General features: G+C 69.0%; 13 protein-coding genes and 2 pseudogenes. 4 read left to right on the top strand and 11 right to left on the bottom strand.

Annotated features, from left to right (window positions below; all coding sequences use genetic code 11):
* Nucleotides 1–15: 15 nt before the first annotated feature.
* The 4 genes and pseudogenes from fliD to WS62_RS18820 all read right to left on the bottom strand — a co-directional run bounded on the left by fliD (nt 16) and on the right by WS62_RS18820 (nt 5222).
* Entirely contained in the window at nt 16–1557 is a 1542-nt protein-coding gene (gene fliD, locus WS62_RS18835) for a flagellar filament capping protein FliD (protein ID WP_066573790.1), read from the bottom strand.
* Nucleotides 1558–1809: 252 nt separating this feature from the next.
* Nucleotides 1810–3054, bottom strand: a pseudogene (locus WS62_RS18830) (Zn-dependent hydrolase).
* Nucleotides 3044–3913 (bottom strand): L-2-amino-thiazoline-4-carboxylic acid hydrolase, encoded by an 870-nt coding sequence (locus WS62_RS34145; RefSeq protein WP_082721081.1) that lies wholly within the window; start codon nt 3911–3913, stop codon nt 3044–3046. Before WS62_RS34145 ends, WS62_RS18830 begins: the two are co-directional and overlap by 11 nt.
* A gap of 22 nt (nt 3914–3935) precedes the next feature.
* Complete coding sequence (locus WS62_RS18820) at nt 3936–5222, bottom strand: branched-chain amino acid ABC transporter substrate-binding protein (protein WP_066573788.1); 1287 nt, start codon at nt 5220–5222, stop codon at nt 3936–3938.
* 200 nt (nt 5223–5422) lie between these two features.
* On the opposite strand from WS62_RS18820, the gene WS62_RS18815 reads away from it, so the two are divergent.
* Nucleotides 5423–6331 carry a LysR substrate-binding domain-containing protein gene (locus WS62_RS18815; RefSeq protein ID WP_066573779.1) on the top strand — a complete coding sequence of 303 codons (909 nt, stop codon included), beginning with the start codon at nt 5423–5425 and terminating at the stop codon, nt 6329–6331.
* Nucleotides 6332–6648: 317 nt separating this feature from the next.
* A complete protein-coding gene (locus WS62_RS38285) occupies nt 6649–6783 on the top strand; it encodes an HHHH-motif protein (protein WP_231748345.1) in 135 nt (44 codons plus the stop codon).
* Nucleotides 6784–6892: 109 nt separating this feature from the next.
* On the opposite strand, the gene WS62_RS18810 is transcribed toward WS62_RS38285, so the two are convergent.
* The 4 genes and pseudogenes from WS62_RS18810 to WS62_RS36630 all read right to left on the bottom strand — a co-directional run bounded on the left by WS62_RS18810 (nt 6893) and on the right by WS62_RS36630 (nt 11985).
* Nucleotides 6893–9160: a helicase C-terminal domain-containing protein gene (locus WS62_RS18810; protein ID WP_066573777.1), complete on the bottom strand. Its 2268-nt coding sequence runs from the start codon at nt 9158–9160 to the stop codon at nt 6893–6895.
* Nucleotides 9157–10866, bottom strand: coding sequence for a VRR-NUC domain-containing protein (locus tag WS62_RS18805; RefSeq protein WP_066573770.1), 1710 nt, complete (start codon nt 10864–10866; stop codon nt 9157–9159). Before WS62_RS18805 ends, WS62_RS18810 begins: the two co-directional genes overlap by 4 nt.
* Before the next feature lie 555 nt (nt 10867–11421).
* A pseudogene (locus tag WS62_RS38280) lies at nt 11422–11746 on the bottom strand (hypothetical protein).
* Nucleotides 11743–11985 (bottom strand): hypothetical protein, encoded by a 243-nt coding sequence (locus tag WS62_RS36630; RefSeq protein WP_156441044.1) that lies wholly within the window; start codon nt 11983–11985, stop codon nt 11743–11745. The pseudogene WS62_RS38280 and the gene WS62_RS36630 overlap by 4 nt, the downstream one beginning before the upstream one ends.
* Before the next feature lie 53 nt (nt 11986–12038).
* Between WS62_RS36630 and rbsK the strand changes: the two genes are divergently transcribed.
* Nucleotides 12039–13019: a ribokinase gene (rbsK, locus tag WS62_RS18795; protein WP_066573768.1), complete on the top strand. Its 981-nt coding sequence runs from the start codon at nt 12039–12041 to the stop codon at nt 13017–13019.
* Here the strand turns inward: rbsK and WS62_RS18790 are convergent.
* Nucleotides 13009–13980: a nucleoside hydrolase gene (locus WS62_RS18790; RefSeq protein WP_066573849.1), complete on the bottom strand. Its 972-nt coding sequence runs from the start codon at nt 13978–13980 to the stop codon at nt 13009–13011. The genes rbsK and WS62_RS18790 overlap by 11 nt on opposite strands.
* 333 nt (nt 13981–14313) lie before the next feature.
* Between WS62_RS18790 and WS62_RS36625 the strand changes: the two genes are divergently transcribed.
* Nucleotides 14314–14625: a hypothetical protein gene (locus WS62_RS36625; RefSeq protein WP_066573766.1), complete on the top strand. Its 312-nt coding sequence runs from the start codon at nt 14314–14316 to the stop codon at nt 14623–14625.
* 12 nt (nt 14626–14637) lie between these two features.
* Here the strand turns inward: WS62_RS36625 and WS62_RS18780 are convergent, their stop codons facing one another.
* A complete protein-coding gene (locus tag WS62_RS18780; RefSeq protein WP_066573761.1) occupies nt 14638–15984 on the bottom strand; it encodes an LLM class flavin-dependent oxidoreductase in 1347 nt (448 codons plus the stop codon).
* A gap of 108 nt (nt 15985–16092) precedes the next feature.
* Nucleotides 16093–16437, bottom strand: coding sequence for a DUF3088 domain-containing protein (locus WS62_RS18775; RefSeq protein ID WP_066573759.1), 345 nt, complete (start codon nt 16435–16437; stop codon nt 16093–16095).
* Nucleotides 16438–16559 lie beyond the last annotated feature (122 nt).

Raw genomic sequence — 16559 nt, 5'->3', positions numbered from 1 at the left:
GCGTTCCTGTTCGCGCTACTTGTTGTTCGCGAGCGCGCCGGAGCTGTTCGCGCCGCCGAACAATTGCGTCAGATAGTTGGTGTTCTGCTGCATCCGCGCCATCAGTGCGTCGAGCGCGGTGAACTGCGCCTTGTATTGCGCGGTCAGCTGCGACGTATAAGTCTCGAGCCGCGCCTGCCGCTGCGTGATGCTCTTCATGTCGCGGTCGATCGCATCCGAGCGGATGTCGAACGTGCCGCCCTTGCGCAGGTGAACGTCGACAGTCTTCGTGATCTGCGCGCCGATGCCGTTCGTCTTGTTGAACAGCGCCTCGACCGCCTGCGGATCGTTCTGCAGCGCCTCGTTCAGCTTCTTCTTGTCGACGACGAGCGAGCCCTCCGGCAACTTGTCGCCGGGACGCACGAACGTGATGCCGAGCGCCGCGAGCGACGCGCGCTTGTTGTCGCCGTGCGGCACGCCGCCGCCGACGATGTGCGCGAGCGAGTTGCGAATGCCGTTGAGCATCGAATCGCCGATCATCGGGCCGCCCTGCTGTCCCGGCTTCGCCGTCTTGTCGAACGACGTGAGCTGCGCCATCGTCCCGATCATCGAGTTGTACAGATCCACGAAGTTCGTCACCGCGCTCGCCTGGCCGTCGATGTCACGGGCGATCGTCAGCGTCTGCGGCGCGCCGATCGCTTCTTCGGTCACGTTGATCGTCACGCCGGCGATCACGCCCGTGATCTTATTGTCCGCGCTGCGCGCGGTGATCACGCCGCCCACCGTGACGATCGCATCCTGCGCGAAATCGCTCTGCTTCCACGCATCGCCCGCCGACGCGATCGTCGACTTGCCGCCCTTGTCGTCGGCCGTCGACTTGACCGCGAGGCCCGACAGGCCGGCGTCGTCCTTCACGTTCGATACGCTCACGTCGATCACGTTCGCGCTGCCCGACGCGGTCGAGCGCAGCACGAGATGCGCGCCGTCGGTGCCCGTCACGACCGTCGCGGTCACGCCGGGATTGTTCTTCGCCGAGTTGATCGCGGCCGCGATGCCGGCCGGGGTGTTGTTCGCGGCGTCGATGTCGACCGACGTCGAGCGGTCGCCGACCTTGAGCGTCAGCGTGCCGGAGCCGAGCTTCTGCTTCGGATCGAAGCCGGCCGACACGAGCGTCTGCGAGCGCGCGACCTGCTTGACTTCGACCTGATAGGTGCCGGCGACGGTGCCCTTGTCGGTCGTCGCGGTGAGCCCCTTGCCGCTCGCCTTCGACGTGAATTTCTGCGCGAGCGTGCCGTCGGACAGCGACTCGACGCCCGTCTGCAGATTGCTGAGCGCCAGCTTCAACGCACCGAGCGCCGAGATCTGCGTGTTGTTCCAGGACACCTGGCCCTTGATCTCCGCGGCCTGGCCAGCCGTCTTCGCATTGACGAGCGCCGTAACGAGCCCGTTCACGTCCATCGTCGACTTGCCCGTGGAACCGTTGATGAGCGACTGCGCGGCGTCCTGCACTTGCGCCCAAGCGTCGCTTTGCGAGTTTGCCGCGAGAAGCGAATTAGCCCCCGTTTGAGTGATCGCCATCGAATTACCCCCGTTCTGTGTGGTTGGTTTATTTCATGGTTATTCGTAATATGAAAGCATATCGCAATTATTGGAATCTGATTGTGAAGATTGTTGTAAGTCTTGATTCAACCCGGACGACCATCGGAGCCCGCCGCGCGAAAGCCGGCGCATCCGGCCACGGCCGCCGCCGCCGGCACGCATGTCGGCGGCGGCGCCGGGCACGGCGCATCCGAAATCCGGGATCGATCGGCGCGGCGCGTGGCCTGCCGCCTAGGTGTCGAGCGCGCTCGCGAGCACCGCGTGCAGCAGCACGTTCGCACCCGCCTCCGCCCATTCCGGCGTGATCGCTTCCGCCTCGTTGTGGCTCAAGCCGTCGACGCACGGCACGAAGATCATCCCCGTCGGCGCGATCCGCGCGAGATGGCATGCGTCATGTCCCGCGCCCGACACGATGTCCGCATGCGGCAGGCCGAGCGCGGCCGCCGCGTCGCGCACCGCCGCCACGCACGCGGGCGCGAACGGCACCGGCGCGTAGTCGGCGATCTGCTCGATCCGCCCGGACAGCCCGGCCGACTCGGCAATTCGCGCGAGCTCCGCGCGCAGCGCCGCGTCCATGTCGGCGAGCGTCGCGGCATCCGGATGCCGGCACTCGATCGTGAAGAAGCACGCGCCCGGCACCGTGTTGCGCGAGTTCGGACGCGCTTCGATCATCCCGACCGTCGCGCGGCCGTGCGGCGCATGGCGGCGGCCGAGCGCGTCGACGAAGCCGATCATCCGCGCGGCGCCGACGAGCGCGTCGCGCCGCAGCGCCATCGGCGTCGTGCCCGCGTGCGCGTCGACGCCCGTGAGCGTCGCCTCGTACCAGCGCTGCCCCTGCCCGGCCGTCACGACGCCGATCGTATGGCCGCTGCGCTCGAGAATCGCGCCCTGCTCGATGTGCAGTTCGTACGCCGCATGCACCGGCGGGCCGCCGACGGGCGCGTCGCCCGCGTAGCCGATTTGCGCGAGCGCATCGCCGAGCGTCACGCCGGCCGCATCCGCGCGCGACAGCCCGAAATCGAGCGGATAGACGCCCGCGAACACGCCGGACGCGATCATCGGCGGCGCGAAGCGCGAGCCTTCCTCGTTGGTCCAGACGACGACGTCGATCGGCCGTCCCGTCTCGACGCCCGCGTCGTTCAGTGCGCGCACGACCTCGAGCCCGCCGAGCACGCCGTAAATGCCGTCGTAGCGGCCTCCCGTCGGCTGCGTATCCGCGTGCTAGCCCGTCAGCACGGGCGCCGCGTGCGGATCGCGGCCGGCGCGGCGCGCGAAGATGTTGCCGATCCGGTCGACGCGGACCGTGCAGCCCGCCGCCCGCGCCCATTCGACGAACAGGTCGCGCGCGCGCCGGTCTTCGTCGGTCAGCGCGAGGCGGCGCACGCCGCCTTTCGGCGTCGCGCCGATGCTCGCCATCCGCCCGAGCGACATCCACAGGCGCGCGCCATCGACGCGCAGCGCTTCATCACGCGGCATCGCTCGCCTCCGGTTTCGTGCGCGAATCGGCAGGCTCCGCCGCATCGAATGCGCTGTCGCGCGCATGCACCTGCCGCGGCGCGGCGCACGCCCCGCCGTCCGCTTGCGATTTCCCCGCTTCGTCCTGCGCGCCGCGATGCGGACGCACCTCGCGCGCCCCGCTCCGGGCGTCTTCACATGCAGGGGCCCGTTGCGGCGCACTCGCTTCTCCGCCGTGCGCACGCGCCTCCGGCCGCGCGGCGCAAGCGTCGCCGTGCAGGCCGGGCTCCCATGGACCAGCCGGCGTCCCGCGCTGCGCACCGGCGGTCTGCCGCGCGCCGCTCGCCTCTTCGCGCGCCCCGTCTTCCGGCGACTCCATCAGCCGATAGCGGAAATCGCAGTGCGTGCCGCCCTGCATCAGCGTGCGCGTGCGCGTCAGCGCGATGCGCGGGTCATAGCCCTCGATGAACACGCTGTCGCGTGCGCAGCTCAGCAGATGCCCGATCTCGCCCAGGCCCATCTCGCGATACATCTGCGCATACGCGCAGCGGCGCACGTCGTAGTCGTAATGCGCGTCGTCCGCGCGATGCACGTCGACGTCGAGCGCATCGTCCTTCTCCCACAGCGCCTGCAGCGCGACGAACGACGCGATGCTCGTGCCGCCCGGCTCCTTCGCGGCGAACGCGCGTCCCGCGTCGCGCGCGGCGCCGCGCACAGCCTCCGCGATCACCGCCTGCGCGCGCTCGACGCCGAACTCGCGCTTCATGATCTCGTAGATCGGCTTGATGATCTCCGCCTCGATGCGCCGCCGCGCGAGGATGCCGAGCGGCCCGCCGTCCGCCGCGCCGACCTCGGCCGGATGAATGGGAATGATCGTCATCAGCGTGTCTCCTGGTTCGTTGTCATTTCGATGCGGTCGATGCGGTCGATGCGGTCGATGCATTCGACGTCTGCGACGTACGCGACGCGACTCGGGTGCCGGTTGCAGCGCCGCCGCCGAGCACGTCGACCGCGGTCCATTTGCCGCCGCCCGCGCGATAGATCGTGAACGCCGGGTCTTGCAGATTGCCTTCGGCGTCGAACGCGATCGCGCCCGTCACGCCTTGCCGTTTCAGCGCATGCAGCACCGCCGGCAGACGCGCCGTGTCCGTCGAATTCGCGCGCTCGGCGGCGGCGATCAACGTCGCCGCGGCGTCGTATGCGAACGGCGCGTGCAGCTCGATCGGCGCGCGATAGCGCGCACGATAGCGGGCGTCGAACGCCGCGCCGCCCGGCATCCCGGCAAGCGGCAGTCCCGGCTCGAGCGCCGTCACGCCGTCGCCGTCAGGCCCCGCGAGCGACAGGAACGTCTGCGTGACGAAACCGCCCGCGCCGACGAGCGTCGCGCCCAGCTTCAATTGGCGCATCCGTCGCGCGAGCGGCGCGGCCTGCGCGTCCAGCCCGCCGAAGAACACGACGTCCGCGCGCTTCGCCTTGACGGCCGTCAGCACCGCGCTGAAATCGGTCGTCTTGTCATTTACGTACTGACGATCGACGATCGCGCCGCCGTTCGCCTCGACGCCTTTTACGAATTGATCGGCGAGACCCGCGCCGAACGCGGTACGGTCGTCGATCACCGCGATCCGCTTCGCGTGCAGCGCCTTCACGACATACGCGCCCGCGTGCGCACCGCCCGCATCGTCGTGGCCCATGATCCGGAACGCGGTTGCGTAGCCCTGCCGCGTGTACTGATGTCCGGTCGACGCCGGCGCGATCTGCGCGATGCCGGCGTCGCGATAGATCCGCGACGCGGGCACGCTGCAGCCGGTATTCCAATGACCGACCACGCCGATCACGCGCTGCTCGACGAGCTGCTGCGCGACCGTCACGGCGGTGCGCGGATCGGACTGGTCGTCGACGGCGACGAGCTTGTAGACGACCGGCTTGCCGCCCAGCGCCGGATGACGGCTGTTCGCGTCGTCGAGCGCGAGCTGCGCGCCGTTCTGCAGATCCTTGCCGATCCGCGCGGACGGGCCGGTCAGCGGCGCGGCGAGGCCGATCAGCACGGTTCGCGGCGTGGACTGCGCGGACTGCGCGGATTGAGCGAATGCGCCGGTTCGAGCGGGCGTCTGCGCTTGTGCAGCGGACGCGGCGAACACGGCGGCGACCGACAGTGCGGCGCCGAGCGACAGCGTGGCAGGGAATTTCATCTGAGAGCGGAACCTGAGGATCGAGGGAGGAAATGAAAGCGTGCGCCAAACATGAAAAATACTAAATAATTGTGCTCAATTGCCGCAAATATTCAATTGTTCGATACTTATGCCAATACTGCACCCAGGTTCCAGTGCATTGTATTCAAGTCAATTTTTTTCATTTCCGCAACGAAAGACGTTTCGATAAAATTCGATTCATGAAAAATATCGAACGATTGACCAACGATCCGCCATTGCGCGCGGTGCGCGCGTTCGAAGCGTTCGCGCGCGTGGGCTCCGTCACGGCGGCCGCGGCCGAGCTCGACATCACGCCGTCCGCGGTCAGCCACCAGTTGCAGTTGCTGGAGACCTTCGTGCAAACACCGCTCACGGTCCGCGAAGGCCGCACGCTCGCGCTCACCGACGAAGGGCGCGATTACTACCGGTCGATCAGCGCGGCGTTCTCAGTGCTGCGCAGCGCGACGGGGTTCGTTCGCGACCGCTCGTCGCTGCGGCAGATCACGATCAGCCTGATTCCGCTGTTCGGCATCGGCTGGTTCATTCCGCGCCTGCACGCGTTCCTCGCGGACAACCAGGATGTCGACGTGACGGTGCTGTACGCGCACCATCGCAACTACCTGAGCGACGCGTCGGATCTGTCGATTCGCTTCGGCGTCGGCGATTGGCGCGGCTATCGCTGCGAGCGGCTGCTGTCGGGCGCAGTCGTTCCCGCGTGCAGTCCGGCGTTCGCGCGCCGCCACGGGCCGTTCAAGCGGCCCGCCGATCTCGCGGCCGTGCCGCTCGTGCACGACGAGGATCGCAATACCTGGGTCAACTGGTTTCAGGGCGCGGGCGTGAAACACGTCACGCACGCGGTCGGGCCGCTTTTCGAGGACGGCCAACTGGCGCTCGCCGCGACGCGCGCGGGGCTCGGCGCGGCGCTGCTGCGCGCGCCGCTGATCGAGCGGGAACTGATGAACGGCGATCTCGTCAAGCTGTTCGATCACGCGCTCGACGACGGGCGCGACTACTACCTGTGCAGCCGCGCGGACGCCGATTTGCCGGACGGCGCGCAGCGGCTCGCCGATTGGCTGAGGAAGACGATGGGGGCGCGCCGATTGGCGTGAGCGGTGAAATTGAAGCGAGCGATGTACGCGCCGCCGGCATCGGAAAAGGGAGCGGATCGCAACGCCGCTCGATGTCGGCGAGACGCCATTGACCGGCGCGGCCGCCGATCGGACTCACCCAACCGTTCGGTTCGCAAGACGACCACGGTGCGCCACTTTATTTCCGCCGATTACCGCTCGCGTGATCCGTCGTCGGCCGTGGCAACTCATTACATGTGAAATAGCGCACGTTCGCATGATGGCCTCCAGCGGTCGCGCGGCACTGCGTTCGCGACCGCTCCGCCACCCCCTCATTCGCCCGGGAAAAGGACCGAAACATGAAGAACCCGCTGATGTCGGCGTTCGCCGCCGCCGTTGCCCTCGCGGCGCTCGTGCCGTCGGCCGAAGCGCATCCGCATCGCGCATGCCATTTCGATCATCATCACCACCGCGTGTGCCATTGGGTCCGCTGATCGCCCCATACAGGCCGGCCGGCGCCTGATGTCGCCGGCGCCGGCACCCCATCGGACGAAGGTCGGAGCCTTCCGGCCGCGCGCGCCGCACTCGCGGCTCCGCAGTCCGTCAGCTCAGCCGCCACCACCGCGGCAACAGCCGCCGCACCTCGCCGCGCCGGAACCGGTCGTCGATCAGATGCACGACGCCTTCGTCGTGCTCGGTGCGGATCACCCGCCCCGCCGCCTGCACGACCTTGCGCAATCCCGGAAACAGGTAGACATAGTCGTAGCCGCGGCCGAAGCGCGCGTCCATCGCGCGACGCATCTCCTCGTTGACGTCGTTGACCTGCGGCAACCCGAGCGTCGCGACGAACGCGCCGATCAGCCGGTCGCCCGCGAGGTCGACGCCCTCCGAGAACGCGCCGCCCAGCACCGCGAAACCGATGCCCCGCCCGTTCGGCTCGAAGCGCGCGAGAAACGCATCGCGCGCGGCCTCGTCCATGCCGGGCGCCTGCTCCCAGACGGGCAGCTCGGGATGGCGCTCGCGCAGCCGCGCGACGACCTGCTGCAAGTACTCGAAACTGCTAAGAAACCCCAGGTAGTTGCCCGGCCGCGCCGCGTACTGCGCGGCGATCAGCTCGACGATCGGCTCGAGCGAGCGCTCGCGGTCGCGCCAGCGCGTCGACACGTGCGCGGCAACCTTCACCGTCAGTTGCTCCGCACGGAACGGCCCTTCGACGTCGAGCGCGCCCGTGTCGTCCGGCAGGCCGAGCGTGTCGCGGTAGAAATCGAACGGGCTCAGCGTGCCCGAGAACATCACGGTCGCACGCGCGGCGTCGTGGCGCGGCGCGAGGAAATCGGCCGGGATCACGTTGCGCACGCAAAGGACCGACGCCTGCTTGCCGCGGCGCGGCGCGATCGCTCGCACGAGCGTCGCATCGAAGATCGAATGCGTGTCGAACTGCTCGGCGAGCGCGACGAAGTGGATCGCATCGAAGCAGAAGCGCAGCACGGCGGCGTCGAGCACGAGCGGCGCTTCCGCCGCGAGCTCCGAAAACCGGCCGATCAGGTTCTGCGCGGCCGACAGCACGCGCGGCGGCACGTCCGCGTGCACCGTGTACGCGGTCTCCTGCTCGCGATTGAGCGCATTCCATTCGCGGTTCAATCGCTCGAGCGCCTTCGCGAGCGGCGCGGGCGCGAGCTTGCGGACCCCGGCGAGCTCGCGCTGATCGAGCGCCGCGCTGTACATCCCGCGTGCGCGGTCGAGCAGGTTGTGCGCCTCGTCGACGAGCACGCCGACGCGCCACTGGTTCTGCTGCGCGAGGCCGTGCAGCAGCGCGCGGCCGTCGTAGTAGTAGTTGTAGTCGCCGACGACGACGTCGCACCAGCGTGCGAGCTCCTGCGCGAGATAGTACGGGCACACGTCGTGCGCGAGCGCCGCGGCGCGCACCGTCGCGCGATCGAGCCGGCCGTGTTCGAGCGCGGCGGCGCGCGCGGCCGCGAGCCGGTCGTAGAAGCCGCGCGCGAGCGGACACGATTCGCCGTGACATGCGGCGTCCGGATGCTCGCACGCGTTGTCGCGCGCGACGAGTTCGAGCACGCGCAGCGGCAGCGCGCCGCCCGCCGCCGCGCGCAGCGCATCGGCCGCGTCGAGCGCGAGCGCGCGGCCGGGCGTCTTCGCGGTCAGGAAGAACAGCCGGTCGAGATGATCCTCCGCGCACGCCTTCAACAGCGGAAACAGCGTGCCGAGCGTCTTGCCGATGCCGGTCGGCGCCTGCGCGAGCAGCGCGCGGCCGTCGCGCGCGGCGCGATAGGCGGCGACGGCGAGCTCGCGCTGCCCGCTCCGAAACTGCGCATGCGGAAACGCGAGCGCGCGCAGCGCCGCATTGCGCGCGGTGCGATGCGCGTCCTCGCGCGCCGCCCAGTCGACGAAGCGCTCGCACTGCTCGACGAAGCATGCCTCGAGCGTCGCGGCCGTGTGCGTTTCGGTCAGCACCGTCTCGCGCAACGTTCCCACGTCGAAATAAACGAGCGCGACCGTCAGTTCCGCAAGCCCGCGCGATTCGCGCAGCAGATGCCCGTACACCCGCGCCTGCGCCCAATGCAGCGCGCGCTGGTTCGCCGGCATCTTGCCGAGATCGCCGCGATGCGTCTTGATCTCTTCGAGACGGTTCAGCACCGGATCGTAGCCGTCCGCGCGGCCGCGCACCGTCAGGCCGCGATGCTCGCCCGCGAGCGCGATCTCCTTCTCGTAGCCGGCGCCGCGCCGCGACGCGACCGTCGCGTGCCCGGCCATCCCTTCGAGCGCGCTCGGCGCGGGCGTGAAGCGCAGATCGAGATCGCCTTCGCGCGCGGTGAACTCGCACATCGCGCGCACCGCGACGACATAGCTCACGCGAGCGCCTCCTCGTCGTGCGGCGCGTGCGCGTTGCCGGCCCAGCGCACGTCGAGCACGCGCACCGGCATCCGGTGCCGCACGCAGTAGTCGAGCCAGCGGATCTGGTTGTCCTGCAACCGGTCGCCCGGGCCTTTCACTTCGATCAGTTCGTAGCGGCGCGCATCGGGCCAGAAGCGCACGAGGTCCGGCAGTCCCGAGCGGTTGCCGCGCACGTCGTCGAGCAGCCGCTCGAACCACAGCCGCAAATGCTCGGCGGGCAGGCATGCGAGCGCATGCTCGAGCAGCGCATCGTCGAGCGCGCCCCAGAACACGAACGGCGACTGCACGCCCATCTTCTGCGCGTAGTGGCGGCGGATCGTGTCGCGGTATTGCGGACCGTCGAGTTGCGCGAGGCACGCGTCGAACTGCGCGGCGCGGCGTGCGCGAAAGTCGGGCGCATGCAGATCGGCCGGGCCGCGCTGGAACGGGTGGAAGAACGCGCCCGGCACCGCGGCGAACACGGGCTCCCAGCACAGGAGCCCGAACAGCGAGTTGATCAGCGTGTTCTCGGCGTAGAAGACGGGCGCATCCGCGCGGCTCAGGTGATCGCGCGCGACGTATTCGACCGGATACGGCGCGCCCGGATGCGCGAGCTCGATGCAGTCGCGCGGAATCGCCTGCGCACTCGCCGCACTCGCCGCACTCGCCGCGCGCGTCGCCGACAAGCCGATGCGCCGCCGCAGCCGCGGCAGCATCCGTGCGATCTGCTGCGCCTCCGCTTCGTTTTCGGGCGCGCGCGTCGCTTCGTCGGCGAGCGCGAGCGCCGCGTCGAAGCGCTCGCCGCGTTCAAGCACGCGCACGCGCCGCTGCCGGCTGCCGGGCCATGCGCTCGATTCGTATGCGGCGAGCGCGCCGTCCCAATCCGCGCGGCGCTCGCATGCCTGCCCGATCGCGAACGACAGCTTCGCGCGCCGCATCGCGAGCCACGCGTTCCCGCAGTCGATCGCGGCCGCGACCGCGACGAGGGGCGCGAGCGGCGTCTCTTCCGGCCAGCGTTCGAGCTGCTCGCGGCACGCGTGCAATTGCAGATAAGCGTCGACGTCGCCGCGCCGCTGGAACGCGCGCGACGACGGCGCGAACGCGACCGTCTCGTACTGAAGCAGCCCGAGATCGGCGAGCACGAACTCCGACCAGTCCTGATGCAGATTGCCGAAGAACATCAGCCGCAGCCGGTTGCAGAGCCTATCGACCGTCACGCGCAGCACGCGGTCGTCGATCGACGGCAGCCACTGCGCCCAGGTTCGCTCGCCGTCGTGGGCCGCGCGCAACGCGTCGAGCCAGTCGGCCTTGCGGATCGCGCCGCTCGCGGGCGTGTCGGCAAACGCGTCGCGAAGCTCGGGCTTCGTCGCGAGCGCGAACAGTTCGTCGAGCGCGAGCGCCGGCTCCGGATCGATCCAGCCGAGTTCGACGAGCGGCGCCGCGGCCGCGAGCGAGCAGCCGATCTCGTCGTAGACGAGCTTGCTCGCGCGGAAGATCGGCCCCTTGCGCATCAGCATCCGCACGAGCAGCGCGCGCGACACGCGCGGCAGGCGGTAGAACGCAGCGACGAACGCGTGCTCGTCGGCGTCGAGCACGTCGTCGTAGCGCTCGACGAGCCACGCGAGCGCTCGCTCGAAATTCGACAGGTAATAGAACGCGGGAGGAGACGACGGATCGGGCGGCACGGGATTCGGCGATTACGAGCAGTCGATGGTGCATCCCCAATTACGGGGGCTGTGAACCGTGACCAGTTGAGTCATCCGCGCATGATAGCGCACGGCCGGCCGGTGGCTTTGCGACAGTGGCCGGCACCGTTCGCGCGTGGCGTGAACGGTCGTGGCGGCGCTCATGTGTGGTGGGTGGCGCGCTTCGTGGTCCGACGCCGGTCGCACCACGATTGCAGTGGCCGCGGCCCGCGTGTTCGCGCGCCGCGTGCGCCGTCCGGCATGCGTCGGAATTCTGCGCGACGACGCCCGACAATCGCGACGCTCACGCGCAATCACGGCAAACTGTATTTCGGCTTCCGTGTCGCGCGGGCGCTGGCGTGATCGCCTTCCTTCCAGCGGCAAGCCGCATGCATTCGTCCGGCAAAACAATCGCGGCGAACATGTCGCAGCGCGTGCGCATATCGGCTGTCGCCATCCACGCTCGTCGGCTTCGCGCCGTGAACGCCACGCGGCTCCGGATTGGCGATAATCCACCGCCAACGCGCCGCCGCAGAACCCCCTGCGCGGCGACGCTCAAAAGCCCGTGCTGCACCCGATGGAATTACCCGCCTCGCTCGCGCACGTGACGCCGGGCACAGGCTTTTCGACCACGATTTCCGGGCCGCCGCTTCGCTTCGAACGATGGCAGCGCGCCCTTCGCATCGCCGAACACCGACGTCACGGGCGACCCGTAGCTCGACGCATCGGCAGCCGATCGATTGATCTCTTTCGCGGCGAACGTGTGCGGCGATACGTCGGCCACATCGAACGGGTTCTGTCCGCCGGCCCGGCTCGCCGTCGCCGGGACAACGATCAGCGATACGAAAGACCATTTGAGTACCAGAAACAACTTATTCATTCACTGACAACGACATCGGCAACAAAGCGCGCCACTATACCAGCCGATTCGCCGGATTCCGCGATTGTCCCCGCCTTCGCTGCGCCCACGTAAAAATGTCGGATGCCAAAACGTCTTTCAAGTCGCGCACGAACGAACAGGCGATCGATCGCGGCTGCCCGCATCGATTGCGCCGCACCCGCAAAAACGATTGAGTGCGCGCCGCCGATGTGATTCCATTCGGAGGCGAGTCCCGACACGCGCTCGCACGACAATCACGATAATCATGACAACCATTCCGAGGACACCACAGATGGAGACGATCGCCGTAATCGGCAGCAACATGGTCGATCTCGTGACCTACGTCACGCGGATGCCGGCCGACGGAGAAACGCTCGAAGCGCCGAACTTCGAGATCGGCTGCGGCGGCAAGGGCGCAAACCAGGCGGTCGCCGCGTCGAAGCTCGGCGCACGTGTCGTGATGGTGTCGAAGGTCGGCGACGATCTGTTCGCCGACAACACATTGCGCAACTTCGAGCGCGTCGGCATCGATACCGAGCACGTGCGCCGCGTGTCCGGCGTATCGAGCGGCGTCGCGCCGATTTTCGTGAGCCCCGATTCGCGCAACCGGATCCTGATCGTCAAGGGCGCGAACCTGCATCTGAGGCCGGCCGACATCGACGCGGCGGCCGCGAAGATCGAGGCGAGTCGCCTCGTCGTGCTGCAACTCGAGATCGACATCGATACGGTCAACTATGCAATCGATTTCGCCGCCGCGCGCGGCATCCCGGTGCTGCTGAATCCCGCGCCCGGCGTCTCCGGCCTCGACTTCGCGCGGCTCGCCAAGCTCGAATTCCTCGTGCCGAACGAGACCGAGCTCTCGCTCGTGTCGGGCATGTCGACCGACACGCTCGATGCGGTCACGCGCGCGGCGGGCTCGCTCGTCAAGCGCGGGTTGAAGAACGTGCTCGTCACGCTCGGCGACAAAGGCTCGCTGCTCGTGTCGCGCGCGGGAATCGTGCGCGTGCCGGCCGTCGCGGTCGATGCGCGCGACACGACGGGCGCGGGCGACGCGTACATCGGCTGCTTCGCGCGCCACTACGTCGCGACGGGCAACGTGCCCGCCGCGATGCGGCTCGCATCCGCGTATGCCGCGCATTCGGTGACGGGCTTCGGCACGCAGAAATCGTACGCGGACGCGGCGACGTTCGAGCGCTTCCTGCAGGCAGTCGGCTTCGACGCCGCATCAAGCACGATATCATCCGCGAGCCGCAAGCCGCCCGTCAGCCGATGAGCGTCTTTCGATAAAGCGCGAGCATCGCGTCCGCATCGACGCCGACGCACACGTCGCGCGGCGGCCGTCCGTCCCAGTCCGGCGCGGGCACGGTAATCGTCGCCGGCTTCTGGATCGTCTCGCCGGCCGCGATGCCGCCCGTCAGCACGCGCACCGGGCCCGTGCGCGTCTTGTACAGCTGCGGCGCGACCACGTACGCGACCGCCGACGAATCGTGCACGTAGATGCCCGCGAGCCCCGCGCTCGCGCGATGGAACGCCTCGTAATGGCGCGACACGTCCCACACGAAGCGGCCGACGTCGCCCGCGTCGTCGCGCAGCGCGGTGAGGTACTCGGTCGTCATGATCGTGTTCTGCGTGACGTCGAGCCCGACGATCGCGAGCGGCCACGGCGCCGACATCACGATGTCCGCCGCGTCCGGATCGCCGAAGATGTTCGCCTCGGCGGCGGGCGACACGTTGCCGAGCACGCCCGCGGTGCCGAACGCGCCGCCCATGATGACGACCTGCTTGACCAGCGTCGCGACCTCGGGGTCCTCGGCGAGCACGTGGGCGAGATTCGTCAGCGGACCGACCGCGAGCAGCGTGACTTCGTGCGGATGTGCGCGCACCGTGTCGATGATGAAGCGATGCGCGGCCCGCGCATCGAGATTCGGCGCGTGCGCGACGTCGACGGACAGGCTGAGGCCCGTGTTGCCGAGGCCGTCGTCGCCGTGGATGCCGCCGAGCGGCTCGGGCGCCGGCCGCCGCAGCGGCGCCGCCGCGCCGCGTGCAACGGGCACGCCGGGTGCGAAGCGGCCCGCGAGATAGAGCGCGTTGCGGGTCGTCGTGTCGATCATCGCGTTGCCGAACACGCTCGTCACGCCGAGCAGCTCGATGTCCGGATGAAGCACCTGGAACACGAGCGCCATCGAATCGTCGACGCCCGGGTCCGTGTCATAGATGATCTTGTGCAGGCTCATGGGTATCCCGTGGTGGGCGCGGCGCGAAGCCGCCGCGCGATGGCTCGGAAGCGTCGAATGATACCCGTGCCGCCGTTTCGCTGCGCGCCGGCTTTGCGTCGCGTGAAGCGTCGTGCGCACTCGCGCCGCGATTCGCATGATCACCGCTGCGATGCATCGATCGTTCCCGCCGCTGCAACGGCGATGGCCGCCGCCCGCCGCGCTGCCCGAGCGCGCCGATCTCGCCGTGCTAGCGGTGCGGCCCGATCTGTCGATCCCGTGGTTCGAGGACGATGGACGCCCGCCCGTCATCGTGATCACGATCGCGACTATGAGAGTCCGGCGATTCTCGACATGCTGCTACGAATCGACGTCGAATGCACGCTGTCGACGCCCGTCCGGTCGTTCGGGCTCCTGAGCGCGATGGCGCTCGCATGCCGGCGGCGCCGGCGCGAAGACGAACATCGCCGGCGGATCGCGCGACTCGAGCAGCGAGTGGGATCGCAGCGCGCGCTCGACGACGCGAAGATACCGCCGATACGAACGATCAGCGAAAAGAAAGCGTATCGACAGATCAAGCGACAGGCGACGAAAAAGCGCATCGCCGCGCATCGGCTCGCCGAGCGGACCGGGCACGCGCATGCGCCGCCGAAGCGGCCCGACTGAGCGGATCGCGGCTCACGCGCGCTCGCGTCCGCCCGAACTCCCCGGCCGCACGAGGCCGAGATGATCGCGCAGCGTCGTCCCTTCGTATTCGGTCCGGAAGATTCCGCGCCGCTGCAGGATCGGCACGACGCCGTCGACGAAATCCTGCAGGCCGCCCGGCAGCACGTCCGGCATCAGGTTGAAGCCGTCGGCCGCGCCGGCTTCGAACCAATGCGCGATGTCGTCGGCGATCTGCTCGGGCGTGCCGACGATCACCCGATGTCCCGCGCCGCCCGCCATTGCGCGCATCAGCTCGCGCACCGTGTAGCGGTGCCGCCGCGCGCTCGCGAGCGTCGCCTGGAAGAACGTGTGATTGCCGTTGCCGCCGTCGGGCAGCGCGAGATCGTCGGGCAGCGGCGCGTCGGGCGCGAGCCGCTCGACCGGCACGCCGAGCGTACCCGCAAGCCGGTTCAGGCTGTAGCGCAGCGGGATCAGGTCGACGAGCGCGTCGCGGCGGCGCAGCGCGTCGGCTTCGGTCGCGCCGACGATCGTCGTGAGACCCGGCAGCACCTTGATGTCGCCGCGGCCCAACGTGGCCGCCGCGGCCTTCAGCTCGCGTGCATAGCCGAGCGCCTCGTCGAACGATTGCGAGGCGGAGAACACCGCCTCCGCGTGCCGCGCGGCGAACGCGCGCCCGTCGGCCGAGCCGCCCGCCTGCACGAGCACCGGATGCCCTTGCGGCGGACGCGGCAGGTTCAGCGGCCCGTGCACGCGAAAATGCGCGCCGCGATGCGCGATCGGCCGCACCTTGCGCGTGTCGACGAAGCGGCCGTTCGCCTTGTCGCCGATGAGCGCGTCGTCGTCCCAGCTGTCCCACAGCGCCTTCACGATGTCGACGAACTCCGCCGCGCGCGCATAGCGCTGCGCATGACCGGGCACCGCGTCCAGGCCGAAATTGCGCGCGGAGCCGGGATCGGCCGTCGTCACGACATTCCAGCCGGCGCGTCCGTCGCTCGCGTGATCGAGCGACGCGAAGCGGCGTGCGAGATTGAACGGCTCGTTGTAGCTCGTCGACGCCGTGCCGATGAGGCCGATATGCGTCGTCGCGGCGGCGATCGTCGCGAGCAGAATCGTCGGTTCGAGCGCGGTGATCGGACGAAAGTCGACCTGATCGACGATCGACGCGTTGTCCGCGAGAAACACCGCGTCGAACTTCGCCGCCTCGGCGATCCGCGCGACGCGCACGTAATGCCTGACGTCGACGAACGCGCGCGGATCGGCTTCGTCGACCCGCCACGCGGACGGCACGAAGCCCGAATGCAGGATGTTGACGTTCAGATGCAATCGCCGGCGCGACGGCCGTTTCAGGACGTGGGTCATCGATGATCGTGGAAAGCGGCGCGGAAACGGCGAACTGGCGACAGCGTGCGTCGATGCGCGCTTCGACTCACACTGCGCGGCCGCGCCGCTCTCGTGCCGCGTCGCCGCTCAATGCAGCTTCGGAAAGCCGTGCCGCTCGGCGAGCAGTTCGAGGATGCGGCGCGAATCAGTGACGAAACGCTTGTCGCCGAGCGTCAGCGCATCGCCGGGCGGCGGCGCATCGTCGCCGAAGACGAGCACGGGCAGCCCCTGGTGGTCGACGTCGAGCGCGGCGATCGCCGCTTCGCGCGGCCGCGCGAACGGCAGCCGTCGAATGTCGAGACGCGCCTGCTTCGGCGGATCGCTCGCGAGCAAGCCTTCGATCGGCACGCTGCCGGGGCAGACGAAACGCTCGCCCGGGTGTTGGGGATCAGTGAACCCGGGTTCCAGCAGGAGCAGCAGATCTCGGCTCATCGGCGGTCGGCCTCGCTTGCGAGGCGTGTCGTTTGGAATGCCGACGATTCTGGGCCGATCGGATGCGCGCCGCCACGAATTTATCCGCAGATCGATATGCGCGGCGGCGTTAAGCGGGCGGC

It is taken from the genome of Burkholderia sp. ABCPW 14 (assembly GCF_001523835.1).
GTDB lineage: Bacteria > Pseudomonadota > Gammaproteobacteria > Burkholderiales > Burkholderiaceae > Burkholderia > Burkholderia mayonis.
The sequence above is the reverse complement of the archived record's forward strand: the minus strand, read 5'-3'. Positions and strand labels throughout refer to the sequence as shown.

Coding starts and splice junctions, on each gene's coding strand:
- fliD (WP_066573790.1), bottom strand. CDS start 1,557: ATGGCGATCACTCAAACGGGGGCTAATTCGCTTCTCGCGGCAAACTCG.
- WS62_RS34145 (WP_082721081.1), bottom strand. CDS start 3,913: ATGACGATCATTCCCATTCATCCGGCCGAGGTCGGCGCGGCGGACGGC.
- WS62_RS18820 (WP_066573788.1), bottom strand. CDS start 5,222: ATGAAATTCCCTGCCACGCTGTCGCTCGGCGCCGCACTGTCGGTCGCC.
- WS62_RS18815 (WP_066573779.1), top strand. CDS start 5,423: ATGAAAAATATCGAACGATTGACCAACGATCCGCCATTGCGCGCGGTG.
- WS62_RS38285 (WP_231748345.1), top strand. CDS start 6,649: ATGAAGAACCCGCTGATGTCGGCGTTCGCCGCCGCCGTTGCCCTCGCG.
- rbsK (WP_066573768.1), top strand. CDS start 12,039: ATGGAGACGATCGCCGTAATCGGCAGCAACATGGTCGATCTCGTGACC.
- WS62_RS18790 (WP_066573849.1), bottom strand. CDS start 13,980: ATGAGCCTGCACAAGATCATCTATGACACGGACCCGGGCGTCGACGAT.
- WS62_RS36625 (WP_066573766.1), top strand. CDS start 14,314: ATGCTGCTACGAATCGACGTCGAATGCACGCTGTCGACGCCCGTCCGG.
- WS62_RS18780 (WP_066573761.1), bottom strand. CDS start 15,984: ATGACCCACGTCCTGAAACGGCCGTCGCGCCGGCGATTGCATCTGAAC.
- WS62_RS18775 (WP_066573759.1), bottom strand. CDS start 16,437: ATGAGCCGAGATCTGCTGCTCCTGCTGGAACCCGGGTTCACTGATCCC.